Origin of the sequence: Actinoalloteichus fjordicus, from assembly GCF_001941625.1 — a bacterium.
GTDB classification, from domain to species: domain Bacteria; phylum Actinomycetota; class Actinomycetes; order Mycobacteriales; family Pseudonocardiaceae; genus Actinoalloteichus_A; species Actinoalloteichus_A fjordicus.
The window spans coordinates 3,867,904-3,887,699 of the sequence record NZ_CP016076.1; the positions used below are offsets into that span (position 1 = coordinate 3,867,904).

General features: G+C 69.2%; 20 protein-coding genes. 9 read left to right on the top strand and 11 right to left on the bottom strand.

Translation table 11 applies throughout. The features are described from left to right. The first annotated feature begins 6 nt into the window (after window positions 1-6). Together UA74_RS16805 and UA74_RS16810 are read left to right on the top strand one after the other, a co-directional pair. A complete protein-coding gene (locus UA74_RS16805) occupies window positions 7-765 on the top strand; it encodes an EndoU domain-containing protein (protein WP_075741122.1) in 759 nt (252 codons plus the stop codon). 26 nt (window positions 766-791) lie between these two features. Continuing rightward, window positions 792-1,097 carry a hypothetical protein gene (locus UA74_RS16810; protein ID WP_075741123.1) on the top strand — a complete coding sequence of 102 codons (306 nt, stop codon included), beginning with the start codon at window positions 792-794 and terminating at the stop codon, window positions 1,095-1,097. A gap of 137 nt (window positions 1,098-1,234) precedes the next feature. On the opposite strand, the gene UA74_RS16815 is transcribed toward UA74_RS16810, so the two are convergent. Further along, the gene (locus UA74_RS16815; protein WP_232237294.1) at window positions 1,235-2,779 is read right to left on the bottom strand and encodes a DHA2 family efflux MFS transporter permease subunit; all 1,545 of its coding nucleotides are present in this window, start codon (window positions 2,777-2,779) and stop codon (window positions 1,235-1,237) included. 166 nt (window positions 2,780-2,945) lie between these two features. Further along, complete coding sequence (locus UA74_RS16820; protein WP_075764854.1) at window positions 2,946-3,950, bottom strand: NAD(P)/FAD-dependent oxidoreductase; 1,005 nt, start codon at window positions 3,948-3,950, stop codon at window positions 2,946-2,948. 100 nt (window positions 3,951-4,050) lie between these two features. Here UA74_RS16820 and UA74_RS16825 point away from each other — a divergent pair, with 100 nt between their 5' ends. The 4 genes from UA74_RS16825 (at window position 4,051) to UA74_RS16840 (ending at window position 7,115) form a co-directional block, all read left to right on the top strand. After that, window positions 4,051-4,638 (top strand): helix-turn-helix domain-containing protein, encoded by a 588-nt coding sequence (locus tag UA74_RS16825; RefSeq protein ID WP_198042746.1) that lies wholly within the window; start codon window positions 4,051-4,053, stop codon window positions 4,636-4,638. 119 nt (window positions 4,639-4,757) lie between these two features. Next, window positions 4,758-5,630 (top strand): class I SAM-dependent methyltransferase, encoded by an 873-nt coding sequence (locus UA74_RS16830; protein ID WP_075741126.1) that lies wholly within the window; start codon window positions 4,758-4,760, stop codon window positions 5,628-5,630. 221 nt (window positions 5,631-5,851) lie between these two features. Then, window positions 5,852-6,694 carry a DUF1684 domain-containing protein gene (locus UA74_RS16835; RefSeq protein WP_075741127.1) on the top strand — a complete coding sequence of 281 codons (843 nt, stop codon included), beginning with the start codon at window positions 5,852-5,854 and terminating at the stop codon, window positions 6,692-6,694. A 52-nt stretch (window positions 6,695-6,746) separates the two neighbouring features. Then, window positions 6,747-7,115: a nuclear transport factor 2 family protein gene (locus tag UA74_RS16840; RefSeq protein ID WP_075741128.1), complete on the top strand. Its 369-nt coding sequence runs from the start codon at window positions 6,747-6,749 to the stop codon at window positions 7,113-7,115. Between the two features lie 239 nt (window positions 7,116-7,354). Here the strand turns inward: UA74_RS16840 and UA74_RS16845 are convergent, their stop codons facing one another. The 4 genes from UA74_RS16845 to UA74_RS16860 all read right to left on the bottom strand — a co-directional run bounded on the left by UA74_RS16845 (window position 7,355) and on the right by UA74_RS16860 (window position 10,618). Next, on the bottom strand, window positions 7,355-7,780 hold the full coding sequence (locus UA74_RS16845; RefSeq protein ID WP_232237295.1) for an SgcJ/EcaC family oxidoreductase: 426 nt from the start codon (window positions 7,778-7,780) through the stop codon (window positions 7,355-7,357). 250 nt (window positions 7,781-8,030) lie between these two features. Continuing rightward, a complete protein-coding gene (locus UA74_RS16850; protein WP_198042747.1) occupies window positions 8,031-8,987 on the bottom strand; it encodes an alpha/beta hydrolase family protein in 957 nt (318 codons plus the stop codon). 7 nt (window positions 8,988-8,994) lie between these two features. Beyond that, the gene (locus UA74_RS16855; RefSeq protein WP_083683275.1) at window positions 8,995-9,720 is read right to left on the bottom strand and encodes a TetR/AcrR family transcriptional regulator; all 726 of its coding nucleotides are present in this window, start codon (window positions 9,718-9,720) and stop codon (window positions 8,995-8,997) included. Window positions 9,721-10,012: 292 nt separating this feature from the next. After that, on the bottom strand, window positions 10,013-10,618 hold the full coding sequence (locus tag UA74_RS16860; RefSeq protein ID WP_075741131.1) for a TetR/AcrR family transcriptional regulator: 606 nt from the start codon (window positions 10,616-10,618) through the stop codon (window positions 10,013-10,015). Between the two features lie 64 nt (window positions 10,619-10,682). Between UA74_RS16860 and UA74_RS16865 the strand changes: the two genes are divergently transcribed. Continuing rightward, on the top strand, window positions 10,683-11,591 hold the full coding sequence (locus UA74_RS16865; RefSeq protein ID WP_075741132.1) for an oxidoreductase: 909 nt from the start codon (window positions 10,683-10,685) through the stop codon (window positions 11,589-11,591). Further along, on the top strand, window positions 11,588-13,081 hold the full coding sequence (locus UA74_RS16870; protein ID WP_075741133.1) for a carboxylesterase/lipase family protein: 1,494 nt from the start codon (window positions 11,588-11,590) through the stop codon (window positions 13,079-13,081). The genes UA74_RS16865 and UA74_RS16870 overlap by 4 nt, the downstream gene beginning before the upstream one ends. A 347-nt stretch (window positions 13,082-13,428) precedes the next feature. On the opposite strand, the gene UA74_RS16875 is transcribed toward UA74_RS16870, so the two are convergent. Beyond that, complete coding sequence (locus UA74_RS16875) at window positions 13,429-14,244, bottom strand: SDR family NAD(P)-dependent oxidoreductase (RefSeq protein WP_075741134.1); 816 nt, start codon at window positions 14,242-14,244, stop codon at window positions 13,429-13,431. An 81-nt stretch (window positions 14,245-14,325) separates the two neighbouring features. Between UA74_RS16875 and UA74_RS16880 the strand changes: the two genes are divergently transcribed. Then, window positions 14,326-14,769, top strand: coding sequence for a MarR family winged helix-turn-helix transcriptional regulator (locus UA74_RS16880; RefSeq protein WP_075741135.1), 444 nt, complete (start codon window positions 14,326-14,328; stop codon window positions 14,767-14,769). A gap of 415 nt (window positions 14,770-15,184) precedes the next feature. On the opposite strand, the gene UA74_RS16885 is transcribed toward UA74_RS16880, so the two are convergent. From UA74_RS16885 to UA74_RS16895, 4 genes are all read right to left on the bottom strand, one after another. Beyond that, a complete protein-coding gene (locus UA74_RS16885; protein WP_083683276.1) occupies window positions 15,185-16,276 on the bottom strand; it encodes a methyltransferase in 1,092 nt (363 codons plus the stop codon). Next, complete coding sequence (locus UA74_RS16890) at window positions 16,276-17,031, bottom strand: DUF6875 domain-containing protein (RefSeq protein WP_075741136.1); 756 nt, start codon at window positions 17,029-17,031, stop codon at window positions 16,276-16,278. The genes UA74_RS16885 and UA74_RS16890 overlap by 1 nt, the downstream gene beginning before the upstream one ends. A gap of 90 nt (window positions 17,032-17,121) precedes the next feature. Continuing rightward, complete coding sequence (locus UA74_RS32000) at window positions 17,122-17,367, bottom strand: flavin reductase family protein (protein WP_157442264.1); 246 nt, start codon at window positions 17,365-17,367, stop codon at window positions 17,122-17,124. After that, entirely contained in the window at window positions 17,364-18,932 is a 1,569-nt protein-coding gene (locus UA74_RS16895) for a tryptophan halogenase family protein (RefSeq protein WP_075764856.1), read from the bottom strand. Before UA74_RS16895 ends, UA74_RS32000 begins: the two co-directional genes overlap by 4 nt. Between the last annotated feature and the right edge of the window lie 864 nt (window positions 18,933-19,796).

Below are 19,796 nucleotides of genomic sequence, written 5' to 3' on the forward strand. Positions count from 1 at the left end.
GCGGCCATGTTGAGACTGCTCGTGTTACTCCTGCTGACCGTCCGGTTCCTCTTGCACCAGAGGAGATCAGACGGCGGTGACGGCGACGGAACCTCGGACGGCGACGGAACCCGGGACCAGCACCACGGCTCGATCGATGCGGGCGCCGGGGTGAGCAGTGCGCAGGACACCACCATGGACCTCGCACAGCGAGGCCGCCGGACGGAGACCGGCCACCAGCCCACCTCCCCGGGTCAGGACGAGACCGGCACCCAGTGGGACAACACCGAAGAGGGGACAAGCCCGCCCCGCCCCGAGGACCTCTCCCTCAGCGACGAGCGCCGCAACCACATCATGGACGGCCATGGCGAGGACGACGGCGGTGGTCACTTTCCGGGTACCGGCAAGCCGGACAAGACCGAGTTCCCCGAGAGGTGGGCGCCCGAGGATGAGAACCGCCCCGGCGACCTGATCACCCAGCAGATCCTCGACATAGCCAGGAACCCGGACGAACCGCCGTTCTTGCAGGACAACGGGAACTGGAACGTTCAAGGCACCCGCGACGGCGTCACGGTCGAGATCATCGTCGATTCCGACGGCAACATCGTGACCGCGTTCCCCGAGGCAGGCGGGCACGGCGTGTTCAAGAACGACGAGAACGGCGATCCTGGGGTGTACACCGAGGACGGCACGTTGATTCAGCCGGACGAGAACGGCCGATGGTTCGGAGAAGATGAACGGGGCGACCCGATCGAATACGACGAGCACGGCAACCCGATCGATTAGGGCAGACAGAGCAAGGAGACACACTGTTGGACGTCGTCAAGCTGGGCAAGGCGCTGCGCAACCTGTTGGAGCGGCTCGACAGCCGTCTTGCGGAGCGGATCTCGCCGCGACAGCTCAGGTCCTACTGGTCCTATCTCGACGCCGGGGAGCGCACCGAACTGCTCGACGCACTGTGCGCGACGCTGGTGAAGCGACAGGTCCCGGTCACCGGGGAGGAGCGGGACATCCTCGCCGGGATCCTGGCCATGTACGACAACCCCGACGCGCGCCACACCTACGTCAAGGACCCGGAGGGGGTGCTCGCGAAGCTCAACGTCACGTCCGCGTCGTGACCACGGCGCCTAGCCCGCCGCAGCCGGTCCGCCGCGCCTGCTCACCGTCTCCGCTGGGCAGGCGCGGCGGAATCAGCGGCCGCCTCGGTTGATCGTCGGGTCTGCGGCGGGTGGAGTGCCTGCCTGCCTGCGAGGTGTCACGAGACGACGGTCTCGGGGGTCCCGGTGTCCGATCCGGCGGCGGGTGCCGAACGCCGGGGCCTGCGGGCGAGGATGTACAGGAAGAGGACTGCCATGAGGGCGACTCCCGCCCACATCGCGGTCTGCCACCCGCTGACGAAGGAGTCCTGGGCGGCTCGGACCAGTGTCTGCGCGTGGACGCCTGCGCCGTCGGCGGCTTCGAGGGCGTTGGCGATGCCTTCGCGTGCGGTGTCGGCGAGGTCCGGGGGAACGCCGTCGAGTGTGGGCGTGATGGCACTGCGGTAGGAGGCCGACAGCAGCGCTCCGAGTAGCGCGACGCCGATCGCGGTGCCGAACTCCCTGGTGACGTCGTTGAGCGCGGAGGCGACGCCTTGGCGTTCCCGAGGCAGCGCACTGGTGATGGCCTCGGTGGCGGGCGGCATCGACAGGCCCATGCCCGTTCCCATGACGATCATGCCGGGCAGGACGGTGAGGTATCCGCCGTCGACGGAGACGAGCGTGGCCAGGAGGGCCAGGCCCGCGCCTGCCAGGAAGACTCCCGTCGTCATCGTCGCGCGGGCTCCGACCCGCTCGGCCAGGCGGGGGGCGAGGCCGGAGGCGACCATCATCAACCCGGCCATGGGCAGGATCGCCGCGGTGGACAGCAGGCCCGACCAGCCGAAGACGGTCTGAAAGAACGGGTAGAGGACGACGGAGACGCCCGCCTGGACCCCGAAGACCGCCAGGAGTGCCACGGAGCCGGTTGCCAGGCCGCGCTCACGGAAGAGGCGGACGTCCAGCAGCGGAGCGCGGTGGCGCAGCTCCCAGGCCACGAAGCCGACGGTGCCGACGACACCGATGAGCAGGCTGATGACCGTGCCGGGTGCGGTCCAGCCCTTCTCTGGGCCTTCGTGGAGGAAGTAGATGAGCCCGACCACGGCGAGGAGCGACGCCAGCGAGCCGACCGTGTCGAAGGAATGCTGCGACGCCTCGCGCGAGTCGGGGACCGAGCGCCGCACCATGATGACCGCGACGAGGACGAGTGCGATGGGAAGAACGAACAGGAAGCGCCAGTTCGCCACATCGACGAGGATGGCCGACAGGAACATGCCCAGCAGACCGCCGCCGCCTGCGACGGCGGTCCATACACCGATCGCCCGGCCGCGCTCCTTCTCCGGGAAGGTCGAGGTGATGACGGCGAGCGTGACGGGCATGATCATCGCGGCCCCGATCCCGCTGAGGGAGCGTGCCACGAGCATGACCTCGGCCGACGGGGCAAGACCCGCGACCGCGTTCGCGACGCCGAAGGCGGCCAGTCCCGCGAGGAGCACGGGCCTGCGACCCCAGCGGTCGCCGACCGCGCCGAGCGGCAGCAGGAGCGCGGCCAGCGTGAGGATGTAGATGTTGATGATCCACAGGACCGTGCTCTGGGAGGCGTCGAAGTCGACGGCGAGGTCCGGCTGGGCGACGTTCAGGCCGGTCACCGAGGAGATGACGGCCATCAGCGCGACCGAGACCGCGATGAGGATCGAGCGACGCTGTCGGGCGTCTGAGACCGTCACGCCGAGGGCGCCACTCGGATCAGCAGGCCCCTTCACAGGCCGGTTCGGGTTCATGATGTCCTCTCGAGAAGGCAGGGAAGAGCCACGCCGGAGCGAGTGCGCAGGCGCGGTGCGGTGGCTGTTGACGCGTCGTGGCGCGCACGGAGTCGTCGTGCGGCGCGGATGCTCAGGCGTGCGTGGTGCCGGACTCGCCGGCGGCGAGGAGGGCCGCGTCGGTGTCGGCGGCGGCGAGGTGGGCGTTCATGTGAGCGCCTGCGAGGGCTCCGGCCGCGGCGGAGGCGCCGACCTGTGCGGTCAAGTCGGTGGCGTTGCCCGCCACCCACACGCCCGGCACCTCGGTGGTGCCTGCCATCCCGGTGACGAAGCGGCGACCCATGCCGCCCGGCAGATCCTCCATCGGCAGCCGCAGGCCGTCGAGTCCGTCCGTGCGGGCCAGCGTCGTGGTGGCGACGGCGAGCACCCGGCGCGGCACGACCTGTCCATCGGCCAGCCGCACGCCCGTGATGCCGCTCTCGCCGCTGTCGACCCCGGTCACCGGGGTGTCGACGACGCGGACGCCTCGGGCGGCGAATCGGGCGCGCGCGTCCTCGTCCAGGTCGGTTCCTCGGGTGAAGTACACCAGGTCCTCGGTCAGCTGACGGAACAACAGCACGTGGTGGACCGAGGCCGGGCCCACGGCCAGGATGCCGATGGACTTGTCGCGGACCTCCCAGCCATGGCAGTACGGGCAGTGCACCACGCCGCGGCCCCAGTGCCGGGCCAGGCCGGGGATGTCGGGGAGCACGTCGCGTAGTCCGGTGGCGACCAGCACCCGACGCGCCGTCACCAGGCTGCCGTCGGTCAGGGTGACGGCGAAACGCGGGTCGCCGTCGGCCGAGGGCGCGGCGGGCGCGGCGGAGGTCACCTCACCGGTCGTGACCTGCCCGCCGTAGCGGCGCACCTCCTCCCGGCCGAGGCGCAACAGCTCCGCGGGCGGCGTGCCGTCCAAGCCGAGCAGGCCGTGCACGCCCTCGGCCTGCGCGTTGCGGGGAGTGCCGCTGTCGATCACGACGACCGACCGGCGGGAGCGGGCCAGCATCAGTGCGCCGTTCAAGCCTGCGGCACCACCGCCGATCACCACGGCGTCGACGGTCTCGTCTGGTAGCGGGCTCGTCCCGTTCGTCTCAGGCATGGCGGTGCCTCCGTTCTTCGGGTGGGTGGGCGGCCCTGGTCGTGGGGCGCTACGCCGCAAGAGTAGGCACAGCTTGCGGATTGGGCATAAGATCGTGCCTATGACGCAAGATGATGGCGAGTTGGACAGCCTGGTACGCAAACGCATTCGCGCCCTGCGCGTGGCGCAGGGCTGGTCGCTGGAGGAACTGGCCACCCGTGCTCGGCTGAGTCCGTCGTCGCTCAGCCGGATCGAGAACGGCCAGCGCCGCCTCGCCCTGGACCAGCTCGTGACCCTCGCCCGAGCCCTGGACACCTCTCTCGATCAGCTGGTCGAGACGGACACCGACGACGTGATCTCCAATCCGATGATCGACGGCGCCCATAGCGTGATGCGGTGGCCGATCAAGGCAGATCCCGGGATGACGGTCATGCGTCAGCGCATGACCGATCCGCCGCCGGACAGTCCCGCCCGCCTGCGCGCGCACCCGGGCCGCGAGTGGCTCGTCGTGCTCTCCGGCACCGCCGTCCTCCTGCTGGGCAACCGACGCTTCCGCGTGGAGGCCAACCAGGCCGCCGAGTTTCCCACCATGCTCCCGCACGCGATCGGCACCGCGGGCGGACCGTGCGAGATCCTGGGCATCTTCGACCGCGAGGCCCGCCGCGGGCACAACACCGAGAAGGCTCGACCGGAGACGGAGCCGTCATGATGATCGGCCGACGCTCGTTCCTGGCCGTCACTTGCGTGGTGAGCTGCCCTAACACCGATCGCCTTGCTCTCTAAGCAAGAAGTCATGCATCTGACGCACAATCGCCTTACCGTGGCGTCATGAAGCCCACTGCGCAGGACCCTGGCGGGTCACACGGTCACGGACACGGCCACGGACACCGGAGCGACGTGCACGGCCAGACTGAGATCCTCGATCTCGATGCGGAGGTCCTCGCCGAGCACACCGCGTCGATCACCGCGTGGCTGCCCGTCGAGGCGAGTCCCCGTCAGATCGTGGACCTGGGCTGCGGGACCGGCGCAGGCACCGCCGCCCTGCTCGCCCGCTTTCCCGATGCACACGTCACCGCCGTCGACTCGTCGGTCGACCACCTGCAGCGCCTGCAGGAGAAGGCCTGCAAGCAAGGGGTGGCCGACCGCGTGCGCACCGTCCAGACCGACCTCGACTCGACATGGCCGGAACTCGGCAGGCCCGAGCTGGTGTGGGCGTCGGCTTCGCTGCACCACCTGGCCGATCCCGACCGCACCCTGCGTCAGGTGCGTGACACGCTTGCGCCCGGCGGGCTGTTCGTCGTCGTCGAGCTCGCAGGCTTCCCTCGGTTCCTGCCCGACGATGCTCCCGAGCATCGTCCCGGCCTGGAGGCACGCTGCCACGCCGCAAGCGACCGCCGCCACGCCGAGCACCTGCCCCACCGAGGCGCCGACTGGGGCCACAAGCTGACCGCCGCCGGCTTCACCCTCGTCGGCGAACGCACCATCACCGTCGACGTCGAGCGCTCCCGTTCCGAGGCGGTCGCCCGCTACGCGCTCACCGGCCTGCGACGCATGCGCGACGCCGTCGCCGATGTGCTCTCGGCCGACGACCTCACCGCGCTGGACCAGCTGCTCGACACCGACGGCCCCCACAGCATCCTGCGCCGCGACGATCTCGCGGTCCGCACCGAACGCGTCGTGTGGGCCGCACGCCGCACCTGAACACCACGCTCCAGGTCACACCACGACATCGTCGCGTTTGCCCGACCGGCAGCGCCAGGCCCGACTCCTTGCTTCATAAGCAATCCCTTGTGCTTTTAGCGCATGGAAGTCGTACGTTGATCTCAGGCGCACCGGTCCGACACGCGGGCGCCCCGCCGGTCACGTGACCTCCCGACGCGGGGCAGCACCACGACGCCGACAGAGGAGAAAGGACGACACCTGTGACGAATACAGATCACGTTCCCGCGCACCAGCGGACAGCGAACGACGCAGCCGACAGCGGGCCCGCCGACTACGAGGCGTGGCGCGAGGCCAGGTGGGACGAGATCGCAGGCCCGAACGGCAAGGCGAGGGTCGTCGCCAACGGCAGGGTGACCGGCCGCGACGCCCACATCATTGCGGGCGTTCCCGGGCAGTGGAGCACCACCGAGAATGGCGCCTTGACGGTGTCGGTCGCTGCCGAGGACAGCGTGACCGTCAACGGCGAAGCGGTGACCGGAACAGCCGAGGTGCCGTCCGGCAGCTCACTCGGGTTCTCCGGGGGGCGCGTGGGCTTCGCGGGCGGCGCGGACGGCGCCTACGGCCTGGTCGTCATGGACCACGAGGCTCTCGCCCGATCGGGACTCAGCGGGATCGACACCTACCCCTACGACCCCGCCTGGGTCTTCGAAGGGGAATATCGAGCGGCTCCCGAGGGCCGCCGCATCGACGTGGAACGCCTGACGACTCCCCGCAGCACGGAGGCCATCCTGGCGCCCGTCGACCTCGTCGTCACCGTCAAGGGCACGGAACACGTGCTGTCCGTGCTCGAGGACATGCCGGGCCAGCGACTCGTGGTCTTCACCGACGAGACCAACGGAACCGAGACACCCGACATCGGCCGCTGGCTGGTCCTGCCCCTCCTGGAGCCCGGCAGCACCCTGACGGTCGACTTCAACCAGGCCACGCTCTCCCACCACCACCTGGTCCCCGCCGTCTTCACCTGCCCGCTCTCGCCTCCCGGCAATCACGTGCCCATGCGAGTCGAGGCAGGAGAACGCGCTCTCGTCTACGCCGACGACTGAAGCGCCCCGCAGTTCCCGACAGAGCACCTCCCGTACAGAAGGAAGCGACACCATGAGCCAGGACCTCAAAGACAAGGCGATCGCCTACCTCCGCCACCTGGAGAACAGGGAATGGGCCGAGGCGCAGGCGATGTGCACCGAGGAGACCACCGTCTGGCACAACGACGGCAAGGGCGATTCGACGATCCAGGAGAACATCGCGGGCATGGCGGCCCAGATCGAGCCCATCGAGTCGATGCGCTACGACATCACCCGGCAGTTCTCCCAGCCGGACGAGGTCCTCCAGCAGCACGTCGTGAACGTGGTCATGAAGGCAGGAGCCCGATTCCGGGTCGACGCCGCCGTGTACTTCCGCTTCGAAGGCGGCCGCATCACTCGCATTGAGGAATACGCAGGCCTGCCGGGCGAGGACGCCGCCTGATCGAGCGGCATCCCCCTGGGCGTCACGGTCGCGCCGGGTCGCACCAGCTGGTTCGAGCTGGTGCGACCCGGCCGCTCCCGACCGACTCCGCTCCCGACCGACTCCGCTGCGTGGCCGACGCCCTGTTCGGCAGGCCCCGGCGGTGTGCCGGCGTCGTCGTCCCGGCGGGCTCGTGCCGTGCGGTCGGGTGTCGGTGCGCCGCAGGCGGGAATACCTCGGCGGCGTCCGAGCCGGACACCTCACCCGTTCAGCACCCCCGTGTTCCGGCAGGCCACCAGCCGCCACTCTCCGTCCTCGGTGGACATGACGAACAACGGAGTGCCTTCGCCCTCAGCCTCCGTCTGCCGCCCGTCATGACTCACGTACAGCTGGCGTACCTTGACGGCGGCCACGTCGGCCCGGATGAACAGCACGTGGACCACCTCGAGTGTCATCGTGAGGCCCGCCATCCCGCCAGGAAGCACCTCCCGAGCGAACACCGCGATCTCATCGCGACCGAGAAGCCGCCTCCCGCCGCCCGTCGTCCACACCGCATCGGCCCGGAACAGGCTGAGGAACTCCTCGACGAGTTCGTTCTGAACGGCGTGCTGGACGGCGGCGACCACCCGCCTGATCGCGTCCATCTCGGATTCACGGGTCGGTCTGTCGGTCTCCTTCGTATCCACGCGCATCAGCGTGCAACCCGAAGTCGACGTGAGGTCAAGGCGCGCTCGGTCGCCTCAGGCCTCCATCCGCGGCCGCCACGGTGAGCCGGGACCAGCGGGGACCCCCGATGCGGGATCATCGGCAGGGTGTGGAACAGGATCGCCCGCTGGATCGCGTCGGCGTGACGGTGGACGTGGAGCTGGACATCCTCGAACCTGGTTCGGGTGGATCAAGTCGGTTTTGATCCACCCGCACTTTGTGCAGTAGCTGTCAATTCATGTGGCGTGCCAGGAACTCAAGCTTGGGCTGCGGGTCGCGTTGGAAGTCGAGGTAGCCGTCCCAGCGGGCGGTCGTGCCCTCGATCCAGTGCAGCTCCTTCTCCTCGATGGGGATGTTGTCGTACATGCTCTGCACGTCACTCGGTTCCGTCATCAGATCGTCCTTCACCTGATACAGGTAGGTGGGCGTTCGGACGCACTTGGCCCAGGTCACCGGCGTCATCTCCTCGAAGGTGAAGCTGACCCGCAGTTGGATCTCTCGCTCAAGTTCGTCGATGCGGTCAGGGAAGCCGAGCATCTCGAGGCTCCGCCTCATGGTGACGCCGACCGACAGCGGCTGGGGGGCCAACACGCATCGGACGTCCACGAACTCGCCGGGGTGCTCTTGCATCGCGAACATCGTGGCGTTCATGCCCTGACAGCGGCTGAAGAGTCCGATGGTCATTCCGCTGGTTCGGGCGTCGGCTCGCGCGAACTTCAGCGAGCCGACGACGTCGCGGGCCTCGAAACGACCCCCGCTTCCGCCGCCCGAGTTGGCGCTGCCGCTCTGTCCCAGATTCCGAAAGTCGTAAGTCAGGACGTTGTAGCCGGCATCGTGAAGGATGCGGTAGTCGGGCACGTAGTCGACCTCGAAGTCATTGCCGGTCGCGGCGCCGATCGACTTCCACGGCTCGAGGTGGGCGGGTAAGCCATAGCGGCTGAACCACAGCGGGTGGTTGGCGATGATGAGCTTCTTGGACCCTTCGCGGGGGATCCACCAGGCCTCGAGCGGCGTGCCGTCGAGGGACGGGAACGTGATGTTCTCGTAGCCGAGGCCGTAGTCACCGGGATTCTTCAGGAGCGGTGACCGCACGAGCGTTCCGTATCCGGCGGCGAGGGCCTTGATGGTCTCCGTCACCACATCATGGGTGAGGGCGCGTTCGGATATATCGGTCATGTGTCTCTCCATTGCTCTGTCATATGGAGCTGTCCGCGAGGGACGCGAGCCATTCACGCAGCAGCGCGACCTCAGTCGGGCGCAAGCGCTCCAGGGGGCCACGCGGCAACGCGTCCAGAAGTTGTCGCGCCGGGCGCGTGACACCGTCTGCGAAGGTGTCGCCCGGGTTCAGAGGGTGAAACAGTGCGTGGGCGATGGTGTCGCGAACGTTCGTTGAGATTGGGTGCGTGCTGTCAGCCTGCGCGGCGATCAGCTGCAGCGTCACACCGACCGCGGCGGCGGACATCGTCTCCGTTGCCGCGTCGACGGAGACCATCAGTTGGCCCTTGGCCCCCCACTCAGCGACCGTGCGAGCGAGTTCGTCCCGCGCCACCAACGCAGCAGGAGCTGTCTGATCAGCCTGAGGGTTGCCGAACATCAGCCGGTAGTGGGCAGGATGCTCGCAGCCGAAGGACACGTGCACATCCCAACCGGTGCGGAAGTCTTCGAGCACATCGCCGCTCCACGCGATGGCACGCTTTCCGTCGAGATACGTGTTGAACCCCTCCAGCACCACCGCATCCAGCAGTGCGTGTTTGTCTTTGAAGTGGTGGTAGAGGGTCGGGGCCGTGACCTGCGCTCCCGAGCAGATCTCGCGCGTGGAGATCTGACCGTCGGCAGACGAGGCGAGAAGCTGCTCCGCAGCACGCATCAGCCTGGTACGGACATCGCCGTCGATCGCTCGTGCAGATCCGTTCTCGCCCACGGGTAGCAACGGTACACGATCTAGCGACTTTCAGGGTAGTGGCGATATACAGGGCCGCCCTGGCGTCACGCCGGGGAGCGGGTGGAAGGTGCCCTGTCCTGCACACCCCGCAGGTCGGCCGCGCGTCTCGCCGGGGTGGGGAGTCCTGATCGGACCATCACCGAGGTGCGACGGCCCCGTCGCGGACTCCACGGACGGCGCCTCCGCCATGCGGGCGTTCCCGCGCGGCCTGATACCCCTCACCGGCCACGGCACGGTGAATCCAGCGGTGAGTCGGATCGCCGCCGCCGTGCTAGGCGAGCGGGCGGGCGCCGCGCAGGAACTGTTCGGCTGCGGTGGCCACGAGCCCGTCCAGCAGTTCCGGCTTGACGATGTTGCCGTTGATGATCGAGGCGATGCCCTGCAGAGTCGCGAACAGGACGATCCCGATCCGCTCTGAGTTCCCCGTCTGCAGTGCGCCCTGCGCCTGCCCCTGGATGATCAGGTCGTTCATCAGCCCGAAGGGCGCCTCGGCCGCCTTGACGATCCGCGCCGCGTCCGGCCGGTGCTTGCCCGCATACATCAGTTCGACGAGCGCGGCGTTCTCGGTGGCGAAGCGGGTGTAGGCCGTCATCGTGGCGAGCACGCGCGAGGGGAAGTCGTCGTCCGCGCCGGTCAACGCGGCGCGCAGGGTCGTGTCCAGCCGGGCGAACCCGGCTTCGGCGAGTGCGTCGAGCAGTGCCTGGCGGTTCGGGAAGTGTCGGCGCGGTGCGGCGTGGCTGACGCCGATCTCCCTGGCCAGATCGCGCAGCGCCAGCCGGTCCGCCCCGTGTTCCCGCAGACCGCGCTCGGCCGCATCGAGCAGTGCGGTGCGGAGGTTGCCGTGGTGGTAGGGCCGCTCGTCGATGGCGTCTGACATGGAGCCGATCGTAGCAACCTAGTTGCCGTTGCCAACATTGTTGTCGTCGTCTACTTTGTAGACTATGACAACATTCTCGGCTTCAGGCATCCCCTCTCAGGCGGGACGCACCGTCGTCGTCACCGGCGGGAACAGCGGAATCGGCCGCGTCGCCGCCCGCGCACTCGCGGCCAGGGGCGCGCACGTCGTGCTCGCCGTGCGCGATCTCGCCAAGGGCCGTACGGCCGCCGCCGCGATGACCGGCCACGTCGAGGCCCGACGGCTCGACCTCGCCGACCTGGCCTCGGTCCGCGCGTTCGCCGAGGGTCTCGGCGGGCCCGTCGACATCCTGATCAACAACGCAGGCGTGATGATCCCGCCGCACTCCCGCACCGCCGACGGTTTCGAGCTGCAGTTCGGCACCAACCACCTGGGGCATTTCGCGTTGACGAACCTCCTCCTGCCTCAGATCAGACAACGGGTCGTCACCGTGTCCTCCAACGGCCACAAGGTGGGCTCGATCGACTTCGACGACCTCAACTGGGAACGCAGGCCGTACCGGGCGATGCGTGCCTACGCGCAGTCCAAGCTCGCCAATCTGTTGTTCACCTCGGAGCTCCAGCGACGACTCGCCGAGGTCGGCTCACCGGTGATCTCGACCGCCGCCCATCCGGGCATGGCGGCCACGAGCCTGCTGAAGTCCGACGGGCGGCCACGGGTGCGCCACCTCGCGGAGAAGGTGATTGCCGGTCTGTTAGCGCAGAGCGAGGACGACGGCGCCCTGCCGACGTTGTACGCGGCGGTGGCGGACGTCCCTGGCGACGGTTATGCGGGCCCGAGCGGCTTCCTGGAGGGGCGCGGAGCGCCGAAGCTGGTCGGCCGCTCGGCGCGAGCGCGGGACACGGAAGCGGGCCGCCGGCTGTGGGAGGCCTCTGAAGAGCTGACCGGAGTCGCCTTTCCTCGCCGGTCTCTCCAGGCCGGGGTGGACGCATGAGCCGAGTCCGGACCGACCACGGCGTCGTCGAAGGAGTCGAGAGCGGCGGGCTGCACCTCTTCCGGAACATCCCTTTCGCCGCGCCGCCGTTCGGCCGCCGTCGGTTCCGCCCGCCCGTGCCGCCCGAGCCGTGGGACGGGGTGCGCGACGGGACCCGGTCGGGACCGGCTGCTCCGCAGCCCGCAGGGCAGGGCCTGCTCGGCAGTGTGTACGCGCCGCAGCGCACCGGTGCGGACTGCCTCACCCTGGAGGTGTGCACGCCCGATCCGGGGACCACTGGTCTGCCGGTGATGGTGCACGTTCACGGTGGCGCCTATGTCTACGGCGCGGGTTCGGCGCCGGGCTTTCGCGGGCACACCTTCGCCCGGCACGGGATCGTGCACGTCGGTGTCAACTACCGGCTGGGTGTCGACGGCTTCCTCTACCTGGGTGCCGGTGCGGACAACCTCGGGTTACGCGACCAGACTGCCGCGCTGGAGTGGGTGCACCGCAACATCGCCGCCTTCGGCGGTGACCCAGGGCAGGTGACGATCTTCGGTCAGTCCGGCGGAGCGGTCAGCGTGTTCACTCACCTGGCGATGCCTGCCTCGCGCGGGCTGTTCACCCGCGCGATCGCGCAGAGCGGACACCCTGCGGCGACGGTGGGGCCGGACGAGGCGATGCGGATCACGCGGCACGTCGCGCGCCGCCTCGGCGTCGCAGCGACCGTCGAGGGGCTGCGCGACGTCCCGATCGCACGGACCGTGGCCGCCACGGAAGCGGCGTTGGCAGGCTTCGGCCGGAACATCATCGTGGGCGACCGGCGTTCCCTTCTTCTCAGTCCTTTTCGGGCGATCCACGACACCGAGACCCTGCCCACCCCTCCCGGCCGGATCGCAGGCACCGGCACCGCGTCCGACGTGCCGGTGCTGACCGGCACCGTGCGCAACGAGGCCGTCGACATCATCACCGCGATGGCGAGCAGTCCCTTCTCTGCCCCGCTGATCCGCCGAGGGCTCCGATCGGCGCTCGGCATCGATCGCACACTGCGCGACGCCTACCGGGACGGACCGCGTCGCATCACCGATCCCTCCGCGCTGATCGAGGCGGCCTGGACGGACTGGGCATTCCGCATGCCCACCCTCCGCTTCGCGGTGGCCCGAGCCGCACCCACCTGGATCTACGAGTTCCGCTGGCAGTCCGAAGCCCGCCCGCCCCTGCTCGGTGCGTCGCACGGCATCGACCTCTGTTTCGTGCGCGACGACGTCGATCTCGTGGCGACGGCAGGCAAGGCAGGGCGGGAACTGCTCGGGGCACGGCGACCGCACGGCCTGGCGACCGCCATGCACGACGCGTGGGTGCGGTTCGTCAGGTCCGGCGATCCCGGCTGGCCCCGCTACGAATCCCGGGAGCGGGCGACGATGGTGTTCGACACCTCCTCCCACGTCGTGGCGGACGCGGCAGGCGCAGAGCGTCGGGTGTGGGAGGGGCGTGCGCTGCACGGACTGTGAATCGCGTCCCGGCGACCGGCCCGATAGACGGGTGGCCGACACTGCGCCGGTCCACTCGTCGAGCGGGTCGAGCACGGCTGTTCCGAGGAAGGTCGACGTATCGCCCGGACCCCCGCTCGGCCAGGGCGGGCGAGCGAGAAGCCGATGCTTTCCGCGCGGGGAGAACGACCTCCGGCGCCACCAGCTGGTGACCACGCACCCGGCCCGTGCCGGTTCGGCGTGCGCACGGTGGCGTCTCCCCGTCGGAGACCTCCGTCGGCGAAGGCGGCCACCGTGGCGGACCATGCGGCGGCCCGCCTCGGCCCACGCCTACCTCACCGACGGGTCCGCTGCCGTGACGACGGCGATCAGGCGACGTCGACCACCTCGTGCAGGCGCAGTCTGCGGTTGAATCCGCCCGCGATCCGCGCGACGACGGTGCGCGGCAGCAGCCGCGCAAGCCAGGTCATGACCCGATTCACCTTCCGGCCCGGGTAGGACACCGCGCGTCGTCGGGTGTAGTCGTCCAGCGTCTGGGCCGCGAGCGGGGCGGGCGAGTCCGCCGCGCGGGGGTCGATCTCGGCCGAGGTTCCGTCGAAGAAACCGGTCGCGATCGCGCCGGGGTGCGCGGCCATGATGTGGACGCCGGTGCCCCGAAGCTCCTCGGCCAGCGCCTCGGTGAAGGAGAGCACGAAGGCCTTGGTCGCGGCATAGCCCGCCTGGTAGGGCATGGGCTGGAAGGCTGCGGTGGACGAGACGTTGATGATGCCTCCGGAGCCGCGGGCGACCAGCTCGGCCCCGATCGCGTGGGTCAGCGTGAGCAGGCCGCTGATGTTGAGCCCGACGGAGCGCAGCTGCGGCTCGAGCGGGCGGGTGAGGAACGGGCCCACGCTGCCCGCGCCCGCGTTGTTGAGCAGCAGGTCGACCGTCAGACCGCGATCGCGCAGCTCCTGGAGGATGCGCTCCGGGCCGTCCGGAACGGCGAGGTCGCCGACGATCACCTCGGCCTCCGGGCCGCCGTGCCGTTCCCGGATCTGTGCGGCGACCTCCCGCAGGTCCGCATCCGAACGGGCCAGCAGGATCACCCGCGCTCCCCGGCGTGCCAGCTCCAGCGCGTACTCCCGCCCCAGTCCCTTGGACGCACCCGTGACGAGCGCAGTGACACCACGGTAGTCATCTCTCATCAGATCTCCATTGCTTCGAGTCTCGAAGCATTGAGCCTAACAGGGTCCTTTCGAGTCTCGAAACATCGATATGATGGCGGCATGACCACGCCCGAGCTCTCCGCGGTGGTCGCCGCGACCCACGACATCTGGATGCGGACCAACGATCTGATCGCGCACGCGCTGGCCGGGCACCGGCTGACACCGGCGACGTTCCAGGCGCTGTGGGCCATCGACCCGGCCGAGCCGCCACCCTCGATGAAGGTGATGGCCGCACGCCTGTACTGCAACGCACCGAACCTCACCTTCATCACCGACCAACTCGTGGACCGAGGCCTGGTGGAACGCGCGGTGGACCCGGCCAACCGCCGCTCCCGCCTCCTGGTGCTGACCGCCAAGGGCCGCCGGGTTCGCGACGAACTGGTCCAGACGGCCATGGAGAAGACGCCGTTCGCGGGGCTGACCCACGAGGAGCTGGGGCAGCTCGCGACCCTGCTGTACCGGGTCGTCGACGGGTCTGACGGGGTGCTGTCTCGCCAATCATGAGCGGGGAGCGCCGGGGCCGGGTCACTCCGACGCCACACCCCGCTGACCAGTCAGGACCGGCATGACAAGACAGTCTGGACGAGAACGGCCGGATCGACGTCGAGGCGGGACTCGAACGTCGTGCGTTGCGGTTGCCGGTCTGGTCGCCGGCATACTGCCGGGAAGCACCCCGTGCACCGCGCCGCACCGACGCGCATCTCGCCGCAGCGTCGCAGTCGTCACGACGAGCAGGCCGCCGAGCACGATGACGAGGGGAGACGTGACGGCGTTCCTCGGCTTCGGCGGGCAGCCCGACGTCGGGGCGGGCGGTTTCCGCGCGCGCCGCGTCGCTACCGCCGCCTCGGCGCGGCGGGACACGGCGGCCCGGTGTCTGGCGCCGCCATCGTCGCCACCAACACGGCGCCGCCTGATCATCTCACTCGGAGGGTCCCGGAGCGGCCTCGATCACTGCGGCGCCGCCGGTCAGCCGCACGGCGGGGCTCGGGACGAACCCGGCGGAGGTCAGCAGGACGGCGAACTCCTCGAGGGTGCGTTCACGTCCGTCCAGGACCGACAGCATGTACAGGTCCATCAGCCCGGTCAGTCGCGCCGCCGGGTCCGAGGACAGGACCGGGTCCGAGACCCGCTCGATGATCATCAGTGTGGCGGTGGGCGCCATGGCACGGCGGCACACCGTCAGGAGTTCGAGACATCGCGCATCCGGCCAGTCGTGCAGGATGTCGCGTAACAGGTACAGATCACCGCCTGCCGGCACTGCGGTGAAGAAGTCCCCCGCCGAGACCGCACACCGATCGCCCAGCCCGGCGGCGGCAAGCCGCTCCCGCGCCTGCGCTGCCGCTCCGGGCAGGTCGAGGAGCACTCCCCTGCCCGCCGGATGGTCGGTCAGCACTCGCCGCAACAGCGCGCCGTCTCCGCCGCCGACGTCCACGATCGTCGGGAATCTCGTGAAGTCGACCCGGCTCAGCCGATCGAGGGTGAGATCGAGATCGGCGGCCTGGGAGGCGTAGAACAACGAACTCAGTTCCGGGTCTCCGGCGAGCAGGCCGAAGACGTCGACGCCGTGAACCCGTTCGAAGGACGGGGTCCCCGTACGCACGGTGTCCAGGAGCCGGTCCCAGCCCGGTCCGAACTCGGCCGCGAGCATCGCCGTGGGCCAGGCGGACCCTGGCACGTCGCTGCGGAGCGTCTCCCCGAGCGAGGTGAGGGCGAACGCGCCGTCGGCGCCGACGGTCACGGTGTCGAAGTTGGCCAGCACGCGGAGCAGCCTGGCGAGCGGACCGGGGAGTGCCCCGCACCGCCGGGCCAGCTGCTCCGCTGTCTGCGGGCCCTCGTGGAGCAGGTCGGGAAGACGCAGCGCGGCTGCCGTGCACAGCGCGGCGGACAGCAGGCGACCGAAGATCATGGCGCGCATCTCGGCGGCGGACGCGAGGTGTTCGGCCTGCGAGACGGCGACGGCGGTCTCGGCCGCCGCTCCGTTCCGCTCGTGGCCCTGCGGATCACCGACCATCACTGCGTCGTCTCGGAACTCGGCCGCAGGCCCGCGAGCGCGACGGCCTCATCCGGTTCGGGAACCCGTTCCTCGCCGGTTCCCCTGGAAGGACCCATCGCCGGATCTCCCCGCCGCACGGCCTCGGCGGCGAGGCTCGCCTCCTCGTCGAGTCGGCCCGCCCAGTAGTCGTTGAGCCGGTCGGCGAAGACCTCCCTGAAGTATCCGAGATAGGTGAGACGGCGGGCGGAGTCGCGTTCATGGGTGACGAAGAACATCAGGTCCGCCGGGACCATCGGGCGCATCCCCAGCATCGGCAGCGGGCTGGCGAAGGGGCGGAAGTCCGAATGGTGGAGCCCTGGCGTGTCATGGTTTGGCCAGAAGTCTCCTGCCATGTAGCCCCTGGTGACGAACTCGGCGCGCAGCCTTCCGTGCACTCGGTCGACCATGGCCTTCAGTTCCGGTTCCGGCAGACCGTGGGGCACCACGACGGAGACGAGATAGATCCGGTCCGATCCCAATTCGGTGGATCGGGCCAGCATCCCGTCGCGCAGGGTTCGGGCTCGGTCGGCGAGCGCGTCGTCGCCCTGCGCGGCCGCGAAACCCTCGACGTGGACGTAGTCACGTGCCAATGCACGAACCATGTAGGGGCAGACCACCCCGGACCTGCCCAGTTCCGGATGGGGCTTCGGCGGGTACTCGCCGACCCATCGGCGGGCCAACGCCACCCGAGCCTCGGGGTCCGTCGGGAGCGTCGTACCGGTCTCCGTCGTCATGACCTTCGCCCTCCTCGATTCGGTTGTCGTCTCCGTGCCATCGTTTCCGTGTCGTGGTCTCGTACGGCGACGTTCGCCACCCGAAGAAGGTCAGGCGCTGGGACGGCGCGTCGGAGCAGCAGGGTCGAAGGGCTCCAGACCGCCGCAGCACAGCGCGAAGCAGGCCATGCCCACTGGTCGGTCGCCCGTGGCCATGGCCGTCATCACCCCGACTCCGGTCGGGAAGCCCGCCATGACGGTGCCGAAGCCGTCGCCCGCGCGGGGAGCGGGGACTCGGGGGCGCCTGCGGGCCCCGCAGGCCTGCTCCGGCGCCGGAGCCCGTTCCTCGGCCGTCAACCCTGTCCGTTCGACGCTTGGTGGAGCCGGGCGAAGTACTCGTGCTGCGAGGGCAGCGTCCGCACCAGTTCGTCGGCCTGATCGCGCACTATCTGGAAATCCTTGTGCGCCGAGGCGTCGGAGAGCAGCGCGAGCGCCGGTGACGACCGCAGGGGCACACCCCCAAGTCCGAGCAGCATGCAGGCATAGGAGTAGGGCTCGAACCCGTGATAGTAGGGAAACACCGTCTCAGTGTCGGGCAGCCGGGTCTGCCACGCCTCCATGCGTTCGGCGAGGGCGTCAGGAACGGGGCGGGTCTTGGCGTCACGCCAATACTGGTTGTCGGTCCGCGCCGCGCCCCGATAGTGCAGAACCAGGAACTCGCGGACACCGTCCATGCAGTTCGCGATCGACCGGTTGTAGGCGTCGCGTAGGGCCGGATTCCAGTCGTCGCCGGGAAAGTGCTTCACGAGCTGCTCGATGCCGTGCTGGATGAAGAAGATCCCCGTGGACTCCAGGGGCTCGACGAAGCCGCTGGACAGCCCGACCGCGACGCAGTTGCGCACCCAGGAGTCCCGGCTGCGGCCGATGCGCATCCTGATGTGGTTGGCCTCCAGATCGTCGGCGGCCGGTCCGACGAAGGCCCGCAGGTCCCGCTCCGCCTCCTCCGGCGTGATGTACTCGCTCGCATAGACGTAGCCGGTGCCGATCCGTCCGAAGAGCGGGATGGTCCAGATCCAGCCCGCGTCGCGCGCGCTGGCCGTGGTGCAGGGACGAATGCCCTTGGCCGCCATGTCGACCGGCACTCGCAGCGCGACCGCGCGGTCGTTGGGCAGCGTGTCCTGATAGGACTGGAACGGCTCCTCCAGCGCCTTGTTCAGCAGCAGACCGCGGAATCCGGTGCAGTCGACGAACAGGTCGCCGCGCAGTTCGCCGTGTTCCCGAGTGAGGACGTGGTCGATCCAACCGCGTTCGTCGAGGGAGACGTCGAGGACGTCGTCCACGACGTGCCGCACGCCCCGCCGGACGGCGTAGCCGCTCAGATAGTCGGCGAGCAGGCTCGCGTCGAAGTGGTAGGCGTAGGGGAACTGGGTGTCCTGTTCGGACAGGGTGGTGCGGTGGACGCGTTCCGGTCCGCTCTCGACGAAGTCCTGTTCGAACAGCCGACCGTCATGGTGACGTGGTGACCGCTTCGCGTCGCAGAGGGCGGCGATGAGGAAGCAGTCTCGGTCGAAACGGTCCGTGACGCCCTGCTGGAGCCACCAGTCGGTGATCGGGAAGCCGTCGACCATGCGCTGCCGCTCGAACGGGTGGTAGAAGTGATGCCCCTTGTGTCGCCAGTCCTCGAACCTGATGGCGAGCTTGTAGGTCGCCTGGCAGGCAGGCATCCATTCTCGCTCGTCCAGCCCGAGGTAGTCGAAGAAGTGCCGGACGGTGCTGAAGGTGGCCTCGCCGACGCCGATCGTCCCGACCCGCGCCGATTCGACGAGAGTCACCTCGATGCGATCGGCGAACGCGGCCTTCAGATAGGACGCGGTCATCCATCCGGCGGTGCCGCCACCCACGATCACTACGCTTCTCGGCATGTCGACCTCCTAGAGAACGCTCTGGTCCATGTCATTGGGACGGCACGACCACCCGGTCAGGTCGCGGTGAGCAGGTACCGCCAGGTCGAGGGGGACCCCGACGGTCCTCGGCGAGTGACCTCCAGTCCCGCCTCGACGAACGCCTTCTCGTAGACCTCCCGCCCCGCAATCCGGGGTGTCCATGACGGCGTGGACGAGTTCGCAGGCAAGGGAGGAGGTCGAGCGCACCCGGTGCGCCGCCCGGTTCTGGCGGACGGCGTCGGCGATCAGGACACGGCATCGGGGAAGCCGGACGCCACAGCCGCAGGGCACCGGGCGGACCGCGCGTCGAAGCCGATGACCTCGCTGCCTCACCGCCATCGGCTTCGCGGAATCTCGAAGTAGTCCGCGTTATTCATCGCCCGAGAGGACCACGCCGGAGAGCACTCGAAGAAGAAGGGAGGATTCAGTCTTCATTCTGCGATCCGCCTTACTGCCAGCGACGCTACGACGAGGTTCCACGGTAGACACGACACGCAATCGCGTAACGCACGGGAGACGATTGCGGTCGAACAATCACCAGAATTCAAACACAGCAGGTTGAATATGTAACTAAGTCGACATCAAGGCTGCCCGAGGGACCCGAGACCGGTTCACGAAAGGGCACGATCGTGGCTACTGCCATCGGCCGCCGAGGACCCGCCAGCCTTCGTCGCCGTAGGGCCGCGCGTGCGACGGGAGAACATCGAGGGGCCGAGATCACCGGACGCCTCGACGACCCGCGCGTGATCTGCCGACGATGGTCGAGCAGGTTCGCGACTCGAGGAAGTGATCCGAACTCCGTTCTGCCGTTGACTCCTTCGGCCTGCGTGATCACGCGACGAC

What these genes read in the sequence shown, in the direction of transcription:
- UA74_RS16860 (WP_075741131.1), bottom strand. Translation starts at nt 10,618, where the DNA reads ATGTCAGACGCCATCGACGAGCGGCCCTACCACCACGGCAACCTCCGC.
- UA74_RS16850 (WP_198042747.1), bottom strand. Translation starts at nt 8,987, where the DNA reads ATGGAGAGACACATGACCGATATATCCGAACGCGCCCTCACCCATGAT.
- UA74_RS16895 (WP_075764856.1), bottom strand. Translation starts at nt 18,932, where the DNA reads ATGCCGAGAAGCGTAGTGATCGTGGGTGGCGGCACCGCCGGATGGATG.
- UA74_RS16875 (WP_075741134.1), bottom strand. Translation starts at nt 14,244, where the DNA reads ATGAGAGATGACTACCGTGGTGTCACTGCGCTCGTCACGGGTGCGTCC.
- UA74_RS16880 (WP_075741135.1), top strand. Translation starts at nt 14,326, where the DNA reads ATGACCACGCCCGAGCTCTCCGCGGTGGTCGCCGCGACCCACGACATC.
- UA74_RS16820 (WP_075764854.1), bottom strand. Translation starts at nt 3,950, where the DNA reads ATGCCTGAGACGAACGGGACGAGCCCGCTACCAGACGAGACCGTCGAC.
- UA74_RS16805 (WP_075741122.1), top strand. Translation starts at nt 7, where the DNA reads ATGTTGAGACTGCTCGTGTTACTCCTGCTGACCGTCCGGTTCCTCTTG.
- UA74_RS16825 (WP_198042746.1), top strand. Translation starts at nt 4,051, where the DNA reads ATGACGCAAGATGATGGCGAGTTGGACAGCCTGGTACGCAAACGCATT.
- UA74_RS16865 (WP_075741132.1), top strand. Translation starts at nt 10,683, where the DNA reads ATGACAACATTCTCGGCTTCAGGCATCCCCTCTCAGGCGGGACGCACC.
- UA74_RS16840 (WP_075741128.1), top strand. Translation starts at nt 6,747, where the DNA reads ATGAGCCAGGACCTCAAAGACAAGGCGATCGCCTACCTCCGCCACCTG.
- UA74_RS16885 (WP_083683276.1), bottom strand. Translation starts at nt 16,276, where the DNA reads ATGGTCGGTGATCCGCAGGGCCACGAGCGGAACGGAGCGGCGGCCGAG.
- UA74_RS16830 (WP_075741126.1), top strand. Translation starts at nt 4,758, where the DNA reads ATGAAGCCCACTGCGCAGGACCCTGGCGGGTCACACGGTCACGGACAC.
- UA74_RS16870 (WP_075741133.1), top strand. Translation starts at nt 11,588, where the DNA reads ATGAGCCGAGTCCGGACCGACCACGGCGTCGTCGAAGGAGTCGAGAGC.
- UA74_RS16890 (WP_075741136.1), bottom strand. Translation starts at nt 17,031, where the DNA reads ATGACGACGGAGACCGGTACGACGCTCCCGACGGACCCCGAGGCTCGG.